General features: G+C 60.9%; 16 protein-coding genes. 9 read left to right on the forward strand and 7 right to left on the reverse strand.

Annotated features, from left to right (window positions below):
• The first annotated feature begins 29 nt into the window (after positions 1-29).
• On the forward strand, positions 30-485 hold the full coding sequence (locus AC1D1M_RS21145) for a YaiI/YqxD family protein (protein ID WP_477777104.1): 456 nt from the start codon (positions 30-32) through the stop codon (positions 483-485).
• A gap of 119 nt (positions 486-604) precedes the next feature.
• Here the strand turns inward: AC1D1M_RS21145 and elbB are convergent, their stop codons facing one another.
• A complete protein-coding gene (gene elbB / locus AC1D1M_RS21150) occupies positions 605-1,273 on the reverse strand; it encodes an isoprenoid biosynthesis glyoxalase ElbB (protein WP_477777105.1) in 669 nt (222 codons plus the stop codon).
• Between the two features lie 115 nt (positions 1,274-1,388).
• On the opposite strand from elbB, the gene AC1D1M_RS21155 reads away from it, so the two are divergent.
• A complete protein-coding gene (locus AC1D1M_RS21155; RefSeq protein ID WP_477777106.1) occupies positions 1,389-2,624 on the forward strand; it encodes a sterol desaturase family protein in 1,236 nt (411 codons plus the stop codon).
• Here AC1D1M_RS21155 and AC1D1M_RS21160 read toward each other — a convergent pair.
• Positions 2,605-3,237, reverse strand: coding sequence for a DedA family protein (locus tag AC1D1M_RS21160; protein WP_477777107.1), 633 nt, complete (start codon positions 3,235-3,237; stop codon positions 2,605-2,607). The genes AC1D1M_RS21155 and AC1D1M_RS21160 overlap by 20 nt on opposite strands.
• A 208-nt stretch (positions 3,238-3,445) precedes the next feature.
• On the opposite strand from AC1D1M_RS21160, the gene hemB reads away from it, so the two are divergent.
• Positions 3,446-4,459 (forward strand): porphobilinogen synthase, encoded by a 1,014-nt coding sequence (hemB, locus tag AC1D1M_RS21165; RefSeq protein WP_477777108.1) that lies wholly within the window; start codon positions 3,446-3,448, stop codon positions 4,457-4,459.
• 18 nt (positions 4,460-4,477) lie between these two features.
• Positions 4,478-6,700: a polyphosphate kinase 1 gene (ppk1, locus tag AC1D1M_RS21170; RefSeq protein ID WP_477777109.1), complete on the forward strand. Its 2,223-nt coding sequence runs from the start codon at positions 4,478-4,480 to the stop codon at positions 6,698-6,700.
• Between the two features lie 162 nt (positions 6,701-6,862).
• Here ppk1 and ppx read toward each other — a convergent pair whose 3' ends face one another.
• From ppx to AC1D1M_RS21195, 5 genes are all read right to left on the reverse strand, one after another.
• A complete protein-coding gene (gene ppx, locus AC1D1M_RS21175; protein ID WP_477777110.1) occupies positions 6,863-8,365 on the reverse strand; it encodes an exopolyphosphatase in 1,503 nt (500 codons plus the stop codon).
• A 172-nt stretch (positions 8,366-8,537) separates the two neighbouring features.
• Positions 8,538-9,275, reverse strand: a complete 738-nt coding sequence (locus AC1D1M_RS21180; RefSeq protein ID WP_057398732.1) for an amino acid ABC transporter ATP-binding protein — start codon at positions 9,273-9,275, stop codon at positions 8,538-8,540.
• Positions 9,262-9,912, reverse strand: coding sequence for an amino acid ABC transporter permease (locus AC1D1M_RS21185; RefSeq protein WP_007982874.1), 651 nt, complete (start codon positions 9,910-9,912; stop codon positions 9,262-9,264). Before AC1D1M_RS21185 ends, AC1D1M_RS21180 begins: the two co-directional genes overlap by 14 nt.
• Positions 9,909-10,577: an amino acid ABC transporter permease gene (locus AC1D1M_RS21190; RefSeq protein WP_477777111.1), complete on the reverse strand. Its 669-nt coding sequence runs from the start codon at positions 10,575-10,577 to the stop codon at positions 9,909-9,911. Before AC1D1M_RS21190 ends, AC1D1M_RS21185 begins: the two co-directional genes overlap by 4 nt.
• 22 nt (positions 10,578-10,599) lie before the next feature.
• The gene (locus AC1D1M_RS21195; protein WP_008048680.1) at positions 10,600-11,385 is read right to left on the reverse strand and encodes a transporter substrate-binding domain-containing protein; all 786 of its coding nucleotides are present in this window, start codon (positions 11,383-11,385) and stop codon (positions 10,600-10,602) included.
• Between the two features lie 256 nt (positions 11,386-11,641).
• On the opposite strand from AC1D1M_RS21195, the gene AC1D1M_RS21200 reads away from it, so the two are divergent.
• From AC1D1M_RS21200 to AC1D1M_RS21220, 5 genes are all read left to right on the forward strand, one after another.
• Positions 11,642-12,349, forward strand: a complete 708-nt coding sequence (locus tag AC1D1M_RS21200; RefSeq protein ID WP_477777112.1) for a FadR/GntR family transcriptional regulator — start codon at positions 11,642-11,644, stop codon at positions 12,347-12,349.
• 120 nt (positions 12,350-12,469) lie between these two features.
• Entirely contained in the window at positions 12,470-12,799 is a 330-nt protein-coding gene (gene trxA / locus AC1D1M_RS21205; RefSeq protein ID WP_003206727.1) for a thioredoxin TrxA, read from the forward strand.
• 247 nt (positions 12,800-13,046) lie between these two features.
• Complete coding sequence (gene rho / locus AC1D1M_RS21210; protein WP_003206716.1) at positions 13,047-14,306, forward strand: transcription termination factor Rho; 1,260 nt, start codon at positions 13,047-13,049, stop codon at positions 14,304-14,306.
• A gap of 140 nt (positions 14,307-14,446) precedes the next feature.
• Positions 14,447-15,913, forward strand: coding sequence for a 4-hydroxy-3-polyprenylbenzoate decarboxylase (gene ubiD, locus AC1D1M_RS21215; protein ID WP_150724951.1), 1,467 nt, complete (start codon positions 14,447-14,449; stop codon positions 15,911-15,913).
• The gene (locus AC1D1M_RS21220) at positions 15,913-16,881 is read left to right on the forward strand and encodes a CDP-6-deoxy-delta-3,4-glucoseen reductase (RefSeq protein ID WP_477777113.1); all 969 of its coding nucleotides are present in this window, start codon (positions 15,913-15,915) and stop codon (positions 16,879-16,881) included. The genes ubiD and AC1D1M_RS21220 overlap by 1 nt, the downstream gene beginning before the upstream one ends.
• Position 16,882: the final 1 nt, after the last annotated feature.

Consider the following 16,882-nt stretch of genomic DNA (forward strand, 5'->3'; position numbering starts at 1 on the left):
GTGGCTTGTTTTCAACAGAGGAAAATTCAATGCGTGTGTGGATCGATGCCGACGCCTGCCCACGGGCGGCCAAGGATCTGGTGGTGAAGTTCGCCCTCAAGCGCCAGTTCGAAGTGGTGCTGGTGGCCGGGCAGCCGCAGATCAAGCCAGGTCTGGCGCTGGTCAAGCTGATCGTGGTGCCGAGCGGCCCGGATGCTGCGGACGATTATCTGGTGGAACACGCGGTGCCCGGTGAACTGGTGATCTGCAGCGATGTGCCGCTGGCCGATCGTCTGGTGAAGAAGGGCGTGGCAGCGCTCGACCCACGGGGCAAGGAGTTTGATGCGCAGAACATGGGGGAGCGGCTGGCGGTGCGCAACCTGTTCACCGATTTGCGCGAACAGGGGCAAATGGGTGGTGGACCCGCACCGTTTGGCGACCGTGAGAAGCAGGCGTTTGCCAATGCGCTGGACCGGATTCTCACTCGTTTGGCGCGCAAATCTTAAGACCAGTGGTGGACCCTGCGGGAGCGAGCTTGCTCGCGATAGCGGACTTACAGACAACATCAATGTTGAATGTGCTGGCCCCATCGCGAGCAAGCTCGCTCCCACAGGTTTGAACAGTGTCAGGCGTCGTTTTCGTGGGTCAGTTCGAGCACGCGGTCCACGAGTTTGTTGATGCCGGACGCCGCTTCACTGATCGATTGCGCCAGCATGTACGCCGGAGTGCTCACCAGTTTGCGTGCCTTGTCCTCGACAATGTCGCTGACCGCGCAATCGGTATGGGTGGCGCCCATCTTGTTCATCGCGGCAGCTGTGTCGGTGTCGTTGCCGATAGTGCAAGTCACGCCGGGACCGTAGATCTTTGCCGCCAGGGCAGGGGAGATGCACATCAACCCCACCGGTTTGCCGGCCTCGGCAAAGGCTTCGGTCAGTGCCAGGACATCCGGTTGAACGGTGCAGCCGGCGCCTTCGATGGCGAAGTTGGACAGGTTCTTGGCCGAACCGAAGCCGCCGGGCACGATCAGCGCGTCGAAGTCATCGACGCTCGCGTCACGGATATCCTTGATGTTGCCCCGGGCAATCCGCGCCGACTCCACCAGCACGTTGCGCGATTCGGGCATTTCTTCGCCGGTCAGGTGGTTGATCACATGCAACTGTGCGATGTTCGGTGCGAAACACTGCACCTGGGCACCGCGCTGGTCCAGGCGCAGCAGGGTGATGACGCTCTCGTGGAGCTCGGCGCCGTCGTACACGCCACAACCGGAAAGGATCACTGCAACTTTTTTGCTCATGGGCTTTTCTCCAGATTCATGGCGTTAAATGTCCACTAATTTGTCACTCGTTGCCATAGGGTTGATTCACGGCTGCACATAGCATCTGTCCTCAAAATCCCGATCAGGGCGCGTCATGGACTTCATTCTGTATGCGGTGCCGTTTTTCTTTTTTCTGATCGCCGTCGAGCTGTTGGCCGACCGTTGGCGCGGGGTGAGCAACTATCGGGTTGCGGACGCGATCAACAGCATCAGCACCGGCGTGCTGTCGACTACCACGGGGTTGTTGACCAAAGGCGTGGGGTTGGTGACCTACGCGTTTGCCCTCAAGCATCTGGCACTGTTCGAGCTGTCGGCCGAAAGTGTGTGGACCTGGGTGTTCGCCTTTGTCTTCTATGACTTCTGCTACTACTGGCTACACCGCATGGGCCATGAGCGCAACATCCTCTGGGCCGCGCATTCGGTGCATCACCAGAGCGAGGACTACAACCTGTCCACGGCGTTGCGCCAGACCAGTACCGGATTCCTCCTGAGCTGGACCTTCTATCTGCCGATGGCGGTGTTCGGCGTGCCGCTGCTGGTGTTCGTCAGCGTCGCGGCGCTGAACCTGCTGTATCAGTTCTGGGTGCACACCCGACACATTCCCAAGCTTGGCTGGTTCGAATGGTTCTTTGTCACACCGTCCAATCATCGGGCTCACCATGCACAGAACGCTCTCTACATGGATCGCAACTACGGCGGCGTGTTCATTATTTGGGACCGTCTGTTCGGCTCGTTCCAGGAGGAAGACGACAACGAACCGGTGATCTTCGGCGTGACCACGCCGTTGGCGAGCTGGAATCCTGTGTGGGCAAACGTGCAGTTCTACGCGCAGTTGTGGGCAGATGCGGGGCGTGCCGAGAGCACCTGGGACAAGTTGCGGATCTGGTTCATGCGCACCGGCTGGCGCCCGGCGGACGTGGCGGCCAAATACCCGATGAACAAGCCGGACCTGAGCCAGTTTCGCAAATTCGAGGTGGCGCTGGACGGGCGCCAGCAGATCTACGTGCTGTTGCAGTTCTGCGTCTATATCACGCTGGGCAGTTACTTGATGAATCTTGAACCGAAGCTGCCAGTCGCCGCCCTGGTGTTGGGCTGGGGAGCGGTGGCGTTCGGTCTGTTTGTGCTGGGCGTGGCCCTGGAGAATCGCCCGTGGGCGTTGAAGCTGGAGCTGCTGCGGCTGGCGTCGAATCTGCCATTGGTATGGCTGGCCCCGATGGTGGGGCTGTGGCCGGCCAGCGCGGTGGGCTGGGTCGGCCTGCTCAGTTACAGCCTGTTGAGCGGCATCGGTCTCTACTGTTGCAGAAACCGTATCACTCGGCTGGCGTCGTAGGACCTTCGGCCTTGGTTCGTTCGGTCTTCAGGGCTTGTTCGTCGGCGTAGACCTGCTTGGCCAGGCGGGCATTCTTGAAGCGCCGGCGCAGCCACAGCACGAAGCCCAGGAGCAGCAGCGCACCGAGCACCCAGAGTTCGTACTTCTTCACACTGCCGAGCATGCCTTCGAGCACTGCGCCGAAATGGTACGCGGCCGCCGCCAGTGCGGCGGCCCAGATCGCCGCGCCAATCCCGTTGAGCAGCAGGTAACGAGCCGGCGGATAGCCCGACAGCCCGATGGCCACCGGCATGACTGTGCGCAAACCATAGACGAAGCGGAAGCTCAGTACCCAAATGTCCGGATGCTTGCGAATGTGTTCCAGCGCACGGTCGCCCATCATCTGCCAGCGCGGCTTGCGCGCCAGCAGTTTGCGGCCGTGCTTGCGCCCCAGGAAATACCACAGTTGGTCGCCGGCATAGCTGCCGAAGAAGGCCACGACCACCACCAGGTTGATGTCCATGTATCCACGGAACGCGAGGAAGCCCGCGAGTACCAGAATGGTTTCGCCTTCGAAGAACGTGCCTAGAAAAAGGGCAAAGTAGCCGAAGTCATGCAGAAATTGTTGGAGCATTGTCTGGGTGCTGGCGAAATGAACGCGCAGCCTAACCCTTCGGACACATTCAGGAAAGTGTCCAAATGTGTCTCGACGTGAACATTTCCTACAACGACAATGGAATGCGGCTACCTGTCACAGGGATGCGCACAACTGTCACACGTTCGTCATAATGGCCGCTTATAACTGTCACGCTCGCCCGTAAGCGCGGGCTCAGGAGTCTGCCGTGAGCTTTACCCCCGCCAACCGTTTGTTCCCCGCAACCCGCCTGCGCCGCAACCGTCGTGACGACTTCTCGCGTCGTCTGGTCCGTGAAAACGTCCTGACCGTCGATGACCTGATTCTGCCTGTGTTCGTACTGGACGGTGAAAACCGTCGTGAAGCGGTAGCTTCGATGCCGGGTGTCGAGCGCCTGACCATCGACCTGTTGCTGGAAGAAGCAGCCAAGTGGGTCGAACTGGGGATTCCGGCGCTGGCGCTGTTCCCGGTGACACCCTCGGAACTCAAGTCGCTGGATGCCGCCGAAGCATGGAACCCGCAAGGCATCGCCCAGCGCGCCACCCGTGCGCTGCGTGCGCGATTCCCTGAGCTGGGCGTGATCACCGACGTCGCTCTGGACCCATTCACCACCCACGGCCAGGACGGCATCCTCGATGAAGAAGGCTACGTGCAGAACGACATCACCGTCGACGCACTGGTCAGGCAAGCCCTGTCTCACGCCGAAGCCGGTGCCCAGGTCGTGGCGCCATCGGACATGATGGACGGCCGCATCCAGGCGATCCGCGAAGCCCTCGAGGTGGCCGGTCACGTCAACGTGCGGATCATGGCCTACTCGGCCAAGTACGCCAGCGCCTATTACGGCCCGTTCCGCGATGCGGTCGGTTCGGCGCTGAACCTGGGCAAGGCCAACAAGGCCTCCTATCAAATGGACCCGGCCAACAGCAACGAAGCCCTGCACGAAGTGGCGGCGGACTTGTCAGAAGGTGCAGACATGGTCATGGTCAAGCCAGGCATGCCGTACCTGGACATCCTGTGCCGGGTAAAAGAAGAATTCAAAGTGCCGACGTTTGTTTATCAAGTCAGCGGCGAATACGCCATGCACATGGCGGCGATCCAGAATGGCTGGTTGAGCGAAGGGGTTATCCTCGAGTCCTTGACCGCTTTCAAACGTGCAGGGGCTGATGGCATCCTGACGTACTTTGCCGTTCGTGCCGCTCAATTGTTACGAGAGCAAAAATAGCCCTCCCAGGAACATGCGATGAATACCGAAGTACTCACTGAAGTTGCCGTAAAAGACGCTCAACCTGTGGTGGAGCAAGTCGACGAGACCCCGCCGGAGCTGGAGCCAGCCCCGCCCGCGGCGGTCGTCGAAACCGCTGCGCCAGCGCCAGCGGTGGCCATTCCCGGTCTGGATGACAGCAGCCTGTACATCCACCGCGAGCTCTCGCAACTGCAGTTCAACATCCGCGTGCTGGAACAGGCGCTGGACGAGTCCTACCCATTGCTGGAGCGGCTGAAGTTTCTGCTGATCTTCTCCAGCAACCTGGACGAGTTCTTCGAAATTCGCGTCGCCGGCCTGAAGAAGCAGATCACTTTCGCCCGTGAGCAGGCGGGGGCCGATGGCTTGCAACCGCATCAGGCCCTGGCGCGCATCAGCGAACTGGTCCACGGTCACGTCGATCGCCAGTACGCGATCCTCAACGACATTCTGTTGCCGGAACTGGAAAAGCATCAGGTCCGCTTCATCCGTCGCCGCAACTGGACGACCAAGCTCAAGACCTGGGTCCGCCGCTATTTCCGCGACGAGATCGCACCGATCATCACCCCGATCGGCCTCGACCCGACGCACCCGTTCCCGTTGCTGGTGAACAAGAGCCTGAACTTCATCGTCGAGCTCGAAGGCATCGACGCCTTCGGTCGCGATTCCGGTCTGGCGATCATTCCGGCGCCACGCCTGCTGCCGCGCATCATCAAGGTGCCGGAAGAAGTCGGCGGCGCAGGTGACAACTATGTGTTCCTGTCGTCGATGATCCACGCCCACGCCGATGACCTGTTCCAGGGCATGAAGGTCAAGGGCTGCTACCAGTTCCGTCTGACCCGGAACGCCGACCTGGCGCTGGACTCCGAAGACGTCGAAGACCTGGCCCGTGCCTTGCGTGGCGAACTGTTCTCCCGTCGCTATGGTGATGCGGTGCGTCTGGAAGTGGCCGACACCTGCCCGAAACACCTGTCCGACTACCTGCTCAAGCAGTTCAACCTGGGCGAGACCGAGTTGTATCAGGTCAACGGTCCGGTGAACCTGACGCGGCTGTTCAGCATCACCGGCCTGGACAGTCAGCGCGAGCTGCAATACCTGCCGTTCACGCCGCAGATCCCGAAACTGCTGCAGAACAGCGAAAACATTTTCAGCGTGATCAGCAAGCAGGACATTCTGCTGCTGCACCCGTTCGAGTCGTTCACCCCAGTGGTCGACTTGCTGCGCCAGGCCGCCAAGGACCCGCACGTGCTGGCGGTGCGCCAGACCCTGTACCGGTCCGGCGCCAACTCGGAAATCGTCGATGCGTTGGTGGATGCGGCGCGTAACGGCAAGGAAGTGACGGCGGTGATCGAGCTGCGTGCGCGGTTCGACGAAGAGTCCAACCTGCAACTGGCAAGCCGCCTGCAAGCGGCCGGTGCGGTGGTGATCTACGGTGTGGTCGGCTTCAAGACCCACGCCAAGATGATGCTGATCCTGCGTCGCGAGGCCGGCGAAATCGTGCGTTACGCGCACCTCGGCACGGGTAACTACCACGCCGGCAACGCACGCCTGTACACCGACTACAGCTTGCTGACTTCCGACGACGCCTTGTGCGAAGACGTCGGCAAACTGTTCAGTCAGTTGATCGGTATGGGTAAGACGCTGCGCATGAAGAAGTTGCTGCACGCGCCGTTCACCCTGAAAAAGGGCATGCTCGACATGATTGCCCGCGAAACCCAGTTCGCCCTCGACGGCAAACCGGCGCACATCATCGCCAAGTTCAACTCGCTGACCGATCCGAAGATCATCCGCGCGCTGTACAAGGCCAGCCAGTCAGGCGTGCGCATCGATCTGGTGGTGCGTGGCATGTGCTGCCTGCGGCCGGGCATCGCCGGGGTTTCCCACAACATCCACGTGCGTTCGATCATCGGCCGCTTCCTGGAACACACCCGGGTCTTCTACTTCCTCAACGGTGGCGACGAGCAGATGTACCTGTCCAGTGCCGACTGGATGGAACGCAACCTCGACAAGCGCGTCGAGACTTGCTTCCCGGTGGAAGGCAAGAAGCTGATCATGCGGGTCAAGAAAGAGCTGGAGCTGTATCTGACCGACAACACCCATAGCTGGAGCCTGCAGTCGGACGGTCGTTACGTCCGTAATACACCGACCGGCAACCAGAACCCGCGCAGCGCCCAGGCGACATTGCTGGAGCGTTTGGGCAGCCCGATTCTGGCGGTGCGGTAACGGGAGTCAGCGGGTGAAAAAAGGGCGATCCATGTGGATCGCCCTTTTTGCTTTTCTGTAGGAGCGAGCTTGCTCGCGATGGACGTGAACGATGACGCATGCTGTCTGGATAACGCGTTGCCCTCAGGTTCTTTCGCGAGCAAGCTCGCTCCTACAGGGGCTCTAGCGAGCGCTCAACACGATGTCGACCCGGGTCAGCCATTGCGCTTCAATTTCGAAGTCGGCCTGGGTCAGTTGGTTTTCGTCCAGCCAGTTCTCCGGGAACACCACTTCCAGGCTGTTGCCATAGGCGTTCAGTTCCACCTGGGGCATTTGCTGGGTGCCACGGATGTGGTGGAACAGGATCGCAAAGCGCAGCAACACGCACAGGCGAATCAACTTGGTGCCGTCATCGCCGAACTCGGCGAACTTGTCCTTGGGAATGTTGCGGCGGTGGCCGCGCACCAGTAGCGCGAGCATCAACTGGTCTTCGCGGGAGAACCCGGCGAGGTCGGAGTGCTCGATCAGGTAGGCGCCGTGCTTGTGATACTGGTAGTGGGCGATGTCCAGGCCCACTTCATGGACCTTGGCCGCCCAGCCGAGCAGTTCGCGCCAGACGCCGTCCTCCAGATCCCAGTCCGCGGCCACCTGATCGAACGCATGCAAAGCCTTGCGCTCGACCCGTACCGCTTGCTCTTGATCGACGTGGTAGCGCTCCATCAGCGAAGTAAGGGTGCGTTCACGCACGTCTTCGTGATGATGGCGGCCCAGCAAGTCATAGAGCACGCCTTCGCGCAGGGCGCCTTCGCAGTGGTCCATGCGTTGCAACTCAAGGGAGTCGAAGATCGCTTCGAGAATCGCCAGGCCGGCCGGGAAGATGGCCCGACGGTCAGGCTTGATGCCTTCGAAGTCGATCTTCTCGACGTCGCCCATCTTGATCAGTTTGCGCTTGAGCCAGGCCAGGCCTTCGGCATTGACCTCTCCCGAGCCTTGACCGCCAGCCTTCAGTGCCAGGCCGATGGCGCGGATGGTGCCCGAGGAGCCGATGGCTTCATCCCAGGTCAGGCGATGCAGGGCATGCTCGATGCTCATGATCTCCAGCCGCGCCGCGGTGTATGCCTGGGCGTAGCGGGCCGGGGTGATCTTGCCGTCCTTGAAATAGCGCTGGGTGTAGCTGACGCAACCCATCTGCAGGCTTTCGCGCAGCAGCGGTTCGAAGCGCTGGCCAATGATGAATTCGGTACTGCCGCCGCCGATGTCGGCCACCAGGCGCTTGCCCGGGGTATCGGCGAGGGTGTGGGACACACCGAGATAGATCAGGCGAGCTTCTTCACGGCCAGAGATGACTTCCACCGGGTGGCCGAGAATTTCTTCGGCGCGGCGGATGAATTCGGCACGGTTGCGGGCTTCACGCAAGGCGTTGGTGCCGACGATGCGAACGGCGCCGGTGGGCATACCGCTGATCAGCTGGGCGAAGCGCTTGAGGCAGTCAAGCCCGCGCTGCATGGATTCTTCATTGAGGTGGCGTTCTTCGTCGATGCCAGCGGCCAGCTGAACCTTCTCCCCGAGACGCTCGAGAATACGAATCTCGGCGTTCTGGGCCTTGGCCACGACCATGTGAAAGCTGTTGGAGCCCAGGTCGATTGCGGCGATCAGGGACAGATTCTTGGCTTGGGATTGCGGCATGGTCAGGGGTCTCGGTCGATAACCTCGACATCGTGCCACGATCAAAGGCTGGCGCCAACGCGTAGGAGCTGCCGGAGGCTGCGATCTTTTACCTCGGGGGGACCTGCGGCGATGCAAATGGCCGCCTTCGCGGGCTTGCCCGCGAAGGCGGCGTCAATAGCACCGAAGGTCTTCAGCCCGCAGCCTCAACCGTCCCAATGAAATTCGCCAGCTCCGCCGTCTGCGGGTTGGCGAACAACACCTTCGGATCGCCTGTCTCATGCACCTTGCCCAGGTGCATGAACACCAGCTTGTCCCCGACTTCCCGGGCGAAGCGCATTTCGTGGGTGACCATGATCAGCGTCATGCCCTCCCTGGCCAGTTGCCTGACCACGCTCAGCACTTCGTTGACCAGCTCCGGGTCCAGCGCCGAGGTGATTTCGTCGCACAGCAAAACCTTCGGCGACATCGCCAGCGCCCGGGCAATCGCCACCCGCTGTTGCTGGCCGCCGGACAACCGATCCGGAAAGGCATCGAACTTTTCCCCCAACCCGACCCGTTCCAGCATCTGTCGCGCCAGTTCGGCGGCCTTGGCTTTCGGTACTTTCTGCACCACTTGCGGCGCGAGCATCACGTTTTCGCCCACGGTCAGGTGCGGGAACAGGTTGAACTGCTGGAACACCATGCCGACTTTCTGCCGCAGGCTGCGCAGGTCGGCGCGAGCGGCGTCGAGGTACTCGCCGTCGACTTCGATGACGCCGTCGTTGATCGATTCCAGGCCGTTGAGCGTGCGCAGCAAGGTCGATTTGCCCGAACCGCTGCGGCCGATGATTGCCACCACCTGGCCTTCCTCGACACTCAGGTCGATGCCTTTGAGCACATGGTGATCGCCGTAGTATTTATGCAGGGCGGAAATTCTAAGCAGAGGCATGCAGTCTCCTTTCCAGGTATCGCGCACTGAGCGACAAGGGGTAGCAGAGCAGGAAGTAGCCGAGGGCGACGAGGCCGTAGACCATGAACGGTTCGAAAGTCGCGTTGGCGAGCATGCCGCCGGTCTTGGTCAGCTCGGTGAAGCCGATGATCGACGTGACGGCGGTGCCTTTGACCACTTGCACGGAGAAGCCCACGGTCGGCGCCACGGCGATGCGCAGGGCTTGCGGCAGGATCACGTAGCGCAACTGCTCCAACGGGTTCAGCGCCAGGCTCGACGAAGCCTCCCATTGGCCGTTGGGAATCGAATCGACGCAGCCACGCCAGATCTCCGCCAGGTAAGCACTGGTGAACAGCGTCAATGCAATCGCAGCCGCCGCCCACGGCGAAATTTCCACGCCGGCCAGCGCCACGCCGAAGAACACCAGAAACAGCTGCATCAACAGTGGCGTGCCCTGGAACAGTTCGATGTAGGTACGGGCGAAGCTGCGCGGCAGGGATTTATCCGAGATGCGCATGACCATGATTAGCAAGCCGATCAGCCCGCCGCCGATGAACGCCACCAGCGACAGCGCCAGCGTCCATTGCAGGCCGGTGAGCAGATTGCGCACGATGTCCCAGAAGGTGAAGTCGCTCATCGGCTGCTCCTTGCAATGAAGCGGTGGCCTATCCAGTTCAGCAACTGGCGGATCAGCAGTGCCATGCACAGGTACAACAGTGTGGTCAGGGCGTAGGTTTCAAAGGCGCGGAAGTTGCGCGATTGAATGAAGTTGGCGGCGAAGCTCAGCTCTTCGGTGGCGATCTGCGAGCAGACTGCCGAACCGAGCATGACGATGATGATCTGGCTGCTCAGGGCCGGCCAGACCTTGCCCAGCGCCGGCAGCAGCACCACATGACGGAACGCTTCGAAGCGCGTCATCGCCAGTGCCGCCGCGGCTTCCAGCTGACCCCGGGGGATCGCCTGGATGCCGGCGCGGATGATCTCGGTGGAATAGGCGCCGAGGTTGATGACCATCGCCAGCACCGCCGCCTGCCATTCGGAAATTTGCACGCCCAGGGAAGGCAAGCCGAAGAAGATGAAAAACAACTGCACCAGGAATGGCGTGTTGCGGATCAACTCGACGTAGACCGCGAAAATCCCCGCGAAAGGCCGGATGTTCCACGCCCGCACTAGCGCCCCGACGATGCCCAGCCCCACGCCGAGCATAGCGCCGATGGCGGTCAGCTCAAGGGTGAACAACGCACCGCGCAGCAACAGGTCGGTGTTGTTCACCACCGGCAGGAAATCGAACTGATAAGCCATAAAACGTCTCCAGCGCGCCGTATCAGAGATCGGCCGGCAGCGGCTCTTTCAGCCAGGTCAGGGCGTTCTTTTCCAGCGCGCCGTCGCTCTTGGCGGTCACGAGGATCTGGTTGACCTTGTCCAGCAGCGCCGGCTCGTTCTTGTTCACGCCGACGTAGACCGGCGAATCCTTGAGCTTCACTTTCAGCGCCGGCACGCGTTTCGGGCTCTTCTCGCTGATGGCGACCATCACCACGTTGCCGCTGGCGATCAGGTCGACTTGCCCGGCCAGGTACGCGGCAATGGTCGAGTTGTTGTCTTCGAAACGCTTGATGGTCACGCCTTCGGGCGCGACCTTGGTCAGCTCGATGTCTTCGATGGCACCACGGGTGACGCTGATGGTCTTGCCCTTGAGATCGTCCAGGCCCTTGATGTCGGCGTCTGGCGGACCGAACACGGCGAGGTAGAACGGCGCGTAGGCGCGGGAGAAGTCGATGACTTTTTCGCGCTCCGGGTTCTTGCCGAGGCTGGAGATCACCAGGTCGACCTTGCCGGTGGTGAGGAAGGGGATGCGGTTGGTGCTGTTGACCGGGGTCAGTTCGAGCTTGACCTTGAGCTGGTCGGCCAGCAGTTTCGCGGTGTCGATATCCAGGCCGCGGGGTTTCATGTCCGGGCCGACCGAGCCGAACGGCGGGAAGTCCTGGGGCACGGCGACCTTGAGGACGCCGCGCTTGACCACATCCTCCAGACCGTCGGCGTGGGCGGGTGCCTGGCTCAGCATCAGGCTGGCAAACAGGGCTGCGAGGAGGGCGCTGTAACGCTGGGTCATGGCAAATCTCCGGATCGGCAAGAAGTGATTTCTGCGGATCGACAGAGCATGGGCCATGCCAACTTAGGGTTTTGGGGGCGCCAGAGCGCGGTTTTGCTGGTGTCTATCGGTCTTACTGGTCTGAACAGTCAGGTTGCATTTCGCACCCCGATAGCGCAGCCATGAAAATTGCCGAACCCCCATGGGGCACGACTTGCCGGGCGTCGTGAATAGCTTTACAACTGAGCGCACATTGGCCTGGTTCGTCTGGAAAACCATGAACTCGATCTCCCGCGCCGTACCTGAAGTGGCGCTGCAAGCCATCCGCAAACTGATCACCGAACAGGGCTTCGGGCCGGGGGATGCCTTGCCCTCGCAACGGGACCTGGCGGTACAACTGGGCGTAAGCCGGGCTTCTTTGCGTGAGGCGTTGTCGTCCCTGAGTGCGCTGGGCGTCATCAGCATCCAGCCGGGCAAAGGCGTGTTCGTGCAGGCGCCGGTGGAGCTGCCGCGAGGCGAGGCCGCGCCGGGCTGGCCGTTCGCGGCGCAGGCTTCGCCGCTGGACATCTTTCAGTTGCGCTATGCGCTGGAGGGCTTTGCGGCGGGGTTGGCGGCGGTGACCTTGAGCACCGATGAGCTTGATGCGCTGGAAGACAATGTCGCCGCCATGCGCAATGAGCTGAAGTCCGGCGACTTCGAAGCCGCGGCCCGCCTGGATTTCGAATTCCACCGCCGCATCCTGCTGGCCAGCGGCAATCAGGCGATGCTGAGCATCCTGACCGCCAGTGCCGACATCTTCCTGGAAAGCCAGAAGCTACCGTTCATCCGGGTCGAGCGGGCCATGGAAACCTGGCAGGAACACCGCAAAATCCTTCGTGCGCTGGCACGCCGAGCGTCTGGCGCTGCGCAAAAGGCCATGCAAGAGCATGTACGCAATGCCGCGTTGCGTACCGGAATCGCGTTCATCGCTCCCGCCGCTTCATGACCTGAGCTATACCCAAACTCATGAATCACCATAGCGAGACTCAATCATCTGCACCTTCCTGAACGAGGGAAGGACCGCTATGATGGGCCACGTTTTTTTGCTTACAACCTGGAGAATTCCATGAGCAGCGATCTTATCAAACACGTTAGCGACGCCAGCTTCGAAGCCGACGTACTCAAGGCCGAAGGCGCTGTCCTGGTCGACTACTGGGCTGAATGGTGCGGCCCTTGCAAAATGATCGCTCCGGTTCTGGACGAAATTGCCGAGACTTACAAAGGCAAGCTGACTGTTGCCAAGCTGAACATCGACGAAAACCAGGAAACCCCGGCCAAGCATGGCGTGCGCGGTATCCCGACCCTGATGCTGTTCAAGAACGGCAACGTTGAAGCGACCAAGGTCGGCGCACTGTCGAAGTCGCAACTGGCTGCTTTCCTCGACGCCAACATCTAAGCGTCGCTGTAAATTGTCCTGAAAAAGCCCCGCAAGTAGCGGGGCTTTTTGCGTATTCAGGGCTAGACGCTCCTAAACTCAGGTGGTACATTCGGCCCCGCACTGGTTTCTCCATTGCCCCCTGCTAGCCGTCGCCGACGCACTCCTTTTCGAATAAGTACGCGATCCTGTCGCCTTCTCAGCGGCGCGGCCTCATTAAGCCAAAAGCTTAATTTCCCCCCTCCATAAATGATTACGTCATTCCTATATGAATCTGACTGAACTCAAGCAAAAGCCGATTACCGAACTGCTCGAATTGGCCGAACAGATGGGCATAGAAAATATGGCCCGTTCGCGCAAGCAGGACGTGATTTTCTCCCTGCTCAAGAAGCACGCGAAAAGCGGTGAGGAAATCTCCGGTGATGGCGTGCTGGAGATTCTCCAGGACGGCTTCGGCTTCCTGCGCTCCGCTGACGCTTCCTATCTCGCAGGTCCAGACGATATCTACGTCTCGCCGAGCCAGATCCGTCGTTTCAACTTGCGCACCGGTGACACCATCGTTGGCAAGATCCGCCCTCCAAAGGAAGGCGAGCGTTATTTCGCGCTGCTCAAGGTCGACACGATCAACTTCGACCGTCCGGAAAACGCGAAAAACAAGATTCTCTTCGAGAACCTGACCCCGCTGTTCCCGACTGTGCGCATGAAGATGGAAGCCGGCAACGGTTCCACCGAAGACTTGACCGGTCGTGTCATCGACCTGTGCGCCCCGATCGGTAAGGGCCAGCGCGGTCTGATCGTTGCACCGCCGAAAGCCGGTAAAACGATCATGCTGCAGAACATTGCCGCGAACATCGCGCGTAACAACCCTGAAGTTCACCTGATCGTGCTGCTGATCGATGAGCGTCCGGAAGAAGTAACCGAAATGCAGCGCACCGTGCGCGGCGAAGTGGTTGCCTCGACGTTCGACGAGCCGCCAACCCGCCACGTGCAGGTTGCCGAAATGGTGATCGAGAAGGCCAAGCGCCTGGTCGAGCACAAGAAAGACGTGGTGATCCTGCTCGACTCCATCACCCGTCTGGCTCGCGCCTACAACACCGTGATCCCGAGCTCCGGCAAGGTACTGACCGGTGGTGTCGATGCCCACGCCCTGGAGAAACCGAAGCGTTTCTTCGGCGCCGCGCGGAACATCGAAGAAGGCGGCTCGCTGACCATCATCGCCACCGCGCTGGTTGAAACCGGCTCGAAGATGGACGAAGTGATCTACGAGGAATTCAAAGGCACTGGCAACATGGAACTGCCGCTGGATCGCCGTATCGCTGAAAAGCGCGTCTTCCCGGCTATCAACATCAACCGTTCCGGCACCCGCCGCGAAGAGTTGCTGACCGCCGACGACGAGCTGCAGCGCATGTGGATTCTGCGCAAGCTGCTGCACCCGATGGATGAAGTCGCTGCCATCGAGTTCCTGGTCGACAAGCTGAAAACGACCAAGACCAACGATGAGTTCTTCCTGTCGATGAAACGCAAGTAAGTCGAACGGGCACAAAAAGCCGGGGAAACCCGGCTTTTTGCTATCCGATTTTTGATCAGGCGGCAGTTCGTGGTTCTGAACCAAAGGGTTCGGCGCTAAACTGCCTGCCCCGAACGCCACGGCCAACACGAGGCTCACGCATGCAGTATCGCGACTTGCGCGACTTTATCAGCGGGCTGGAACAGCGCGGCGAACTCAAGCGCATCCAGATTCCGGTGTCCCCAGTGCTCGAAATGACCGAGGTCTGCGACCGCACCTTGCGCGCCAAAGGCCCGGCCCTGCTATTCGAAAAACCCACCGGTTACGACATTCCCGTGCTCGGCAACCTGTTCGGCACCCCCGAGCGCGTGGCGTTGGGCATGGGCGCCGAAGCGGTCAGCGAGCTGCGCGAGATCGGCAAGCTGCTGGCGTTCCTCAAGGAACCCGAGCCACCGAAAGGCCTGAAGGATGCCTGGTCCAAGCTGCCGATCTTCCGCAAGATCATTTCGATGGCACCGAAAGTCGTCAAGGACGCGGTGTGCCAGGAAGTGGTCATCGAAGGCGACGACGTCGACCTGGCCATGTTGCCAGTGCAGACCTGCTGGCCAGGCGATGTCGGTCCGCTGATCACCTGGGGCCTGACCGTCACCAAAGGCCCGAACAAGGATCGCCAGAACCTCGGCATCTATCGTCAGCAGGTGATCGGCCGCAACAAGGTCATCATGCGCTGGCTGAGCCACCGTGGCGGCGCGCTGGATTTTCGCGAGTGGTGCGAGAAGCATCCCGGCCAGCCATTCCCGGTATCGGTCGCGTTGGGCGCAGACCCGGCGACCATCCTCGGCGCCGTGACCCCGGTGCCCGACAGCCTTTCCGAGTACGCCTTCGCCGGCCTGTTGCGCGGTAACCGCACTGAGCTGGTGAAGTGCCGTGGCAATGACCTGCAAGTACCGGCCACTGCCGAAATCATCCTCGAAGGCGTGATCCATCCGGGCGAAATGGCCGATGAAGGCCCGTACGGCGACCACACCGGTTACTACAACGAAGTCGACAGCTTCCCTGTGTTCACCGTCGAGCGGATCACCCACCGGATCAAGCCGATCTACCACAGCACCTACACCGGCCGTCCGCCGGATGAGCCGGCGATCCTCGGCGTGGCGTTGAACGAAGTATTCGTGCCAATCCTGCAGAAGCAGTTCCCGGAGATCACCGATTTCTACTTGCCGCCCGAAGGCTGCTCGTACCGCATGGCCATCGTGACCATGAAAAAGTCGTACCCGGGCCACGCCAAGCGGGTAATGCTGGGTGTCTGGTCGTTTTTGCGACAGTTCATGTACACCAAGTTCGTTATCGTCACCGACGACGATATCAACGCCCGGGACTGGAACGACGTGATCTGGGCCATCACCACGCGCATGGATCCCAAGCGCGACACGGTGATGATCGACAACACGCCGATCGACTACCTGGACTTCGCCTCGCCGGTCTCCGGCCTGGGGTCGAAAATGGGCCTCGATGCCACGCATAAATGGCCGGGCGAAACTACCCGCGAGTGGGGTCGGGTCATCGTCAAGGACGATGCCGTGACCCAGCGGATCGATGCCATCTGGAATCAGTTAGGAATAGATTGATGCGTGTAACCTTGCAGCCCTCCGGAGCAGTGCTTGAGATATTGCCCGGCGAGCGGATTCTCGATGGCGCACGACGTCTGGGCTACGAATGCCCGCAAAGCTGCCGCAATGGCAATTGCCACGTGTGCGCGGCGTTGCTGGTGGAAGGCCGGGTCGAGCAGGCCGGCGATGTACGCGACCATGGCGAGTTCTACACTTGCATAGCGGAGCCGCTGGAAGACTGCATCGTGCTGTGGGATGGCGTGCTCGCGTTGGGAGAACTGCCGGTGCGCACCGTCTCGTGTCAGGTCATTGAGTGCAAGGACGTGGGCGGCGACACCTGGCGCGTGCGTCTGCGGGCTCCGGCCGGCAAACCGCCGCGCTATCACGCCGGCCAGTACCTGATGATCGAACGCGAGAACGGCGAAAAGTCCGCCTTCTCCCTCGCCTCGGCACCGCATGCGGGGCGCGACCTGGAAATCCACGTACTGGCGCGCGAATCCAGTGCGTTGAGTCTGATCGAACAGCTCCGGCGCAACAGCATGGTGCGGGTCGAATTGCCGTTTGGCGATACCCACCTGGAACAGTTGCCGGACGGTCCTCTCGTGTTGATCGCTGCTGGCACCGGCATGGGCCAGGTCCACGGCCTGATCGAACATTGCCGGGCCTCGGGTTTCAAGCATCCGGTGCATCTGTATTGGGGAGTGCGTCGTCCAGAAGACTTTTATCAAGTCGAGCATTGGGACGAATGGCTGAAGCTGCCCAACCTGTTCCTGCACAAGGTCGTCAGTGATCAATGCGGTTGGGAAGGGCGTTGCGGCATGTTGCATGAAGCGGTCTGTGAAGACTTCCCTGACCTCAAGCCGCTGCATGTGTACGCCAGTGGCTCTCCGGCCATGGTCTATGGCACGCTGGATGCGCTGGTAGAGGCAGGAATGGACGCGCATCAGATGCGTGCCGACGTTTTTGCCTACGCGCCACGCTCGTAGT

This window comes from Pseudomonas sp. P1_F7 (assembly GCF_056405655.1).

Excerpts from the sequence above, each read along its gene's own strand:
- AC1D1M_RS21180 (WP_057398732.1), bottom strand. The coding sequence starts at position 9,275 with ATGCCTCTGCTTAGAATTTCCGCCCTGCATAAATACTACGGCGATCAC.
- AC1D1M_RS21145 (WP_477777104.1), top strand. The coding sequence starts at position 30 with ATGCGTGTGTGGATCGATGCCGACGCCTGCCCACGGGCGGCCAAGGAT.
- AC1D1M_RS21185 (WP_007982874.1), bottom strand. The coding sequence starts at position 9,912 with ATGAGCGACTTCACCTTCTGGGACATCGTGCGCAATCTGCTCACCGGC.
- AC1D1M_RS21220 (WP_477777113.1), top strand. The coding sequence starts at position 15,913 with ATGCGTGTAACCTTGCAGCCCTCCGGAGCAGTGCTTGAGATATTGCCC.
- AC1D1M_RS21200 (WP_477777112.1), top strand. The coding sequence starts at position 11,642 with ATGAACTCGATCTCCCGCGCCGTACCTGAAGTGGCGCTGCAAGCCATC.
- rho (WP_003206716.1), top strand. The coding sequence starts at position 13,047 with ATGAATCTGACTGAACTCAAGCAAAAGCCGATTACCGAACTGCTCGAA.
- elbB (WP_477777105.1), bottom strand. The coding sequence starts at position 1,273 with ATGAGCAAAAAAGTTGCAGTGATCCTTTCCGGTTGTGGCGTGTACGAC.
- AC1D1M_RS21195 (WP_008048680.1), bottom strand. The coding sequence starts at position 11,385 with ATGACCCAGCGTTACAGCGCCCTCCTCGCAGCCCTGTTTGCCAGCCTG.
- trxA (WP_003206727.1), top strand. The coding sequence starts at position 12,470 with ATGAGCAGCGATCTTATCAAACACGTTAGCGACGCCAGCTTCGAAGCC.
- ppk1 (WP_477777109.1), top strand. The coding sequence starts at position 4,478 with ATGAATACCGAAGTACTCACTGAAGTTGCCGTAAAAGACGCTCAACCT.
- AC1D1M_RS21190 (WP_477777111.1), bottom strand. The coding sequence starts at position 10,577 with ATGGCTTATCAGTTCGATTTCCTGCCGGTGGTGAACAACACCGACCTG.
- ppx (WP_477777110.1), bottom strand. The coding sequence starts at position 8,365 with ATGCCGCAATCCCAAGCCAAGAATCTGTCCCTGATCGCCGCAATCGAC.
- AC1D1M_RS21155 (WP_477777106.1), top strand. The coding sequence starts at position 1,389 with ATGGACTTCATTCTGTATGCGGTGCCGTTTTTCTTTTTTCTGATCGCC.
- ubiD (WP_150724951.1), top strand. The coding sequence starts at position 14,447 with ATGCAGTATCGCGACTTGCGCGACTTTATCAGCGGGCTGGAACAGCGC.
- AC1D1M_RS21160 (WP_477777107.1), bottom strand. The coding sequence starts at position 3,237 with ATGCTCCAACAATTTCTGCATGACTTCGGCTACTTTGCCCTTTTTCTA.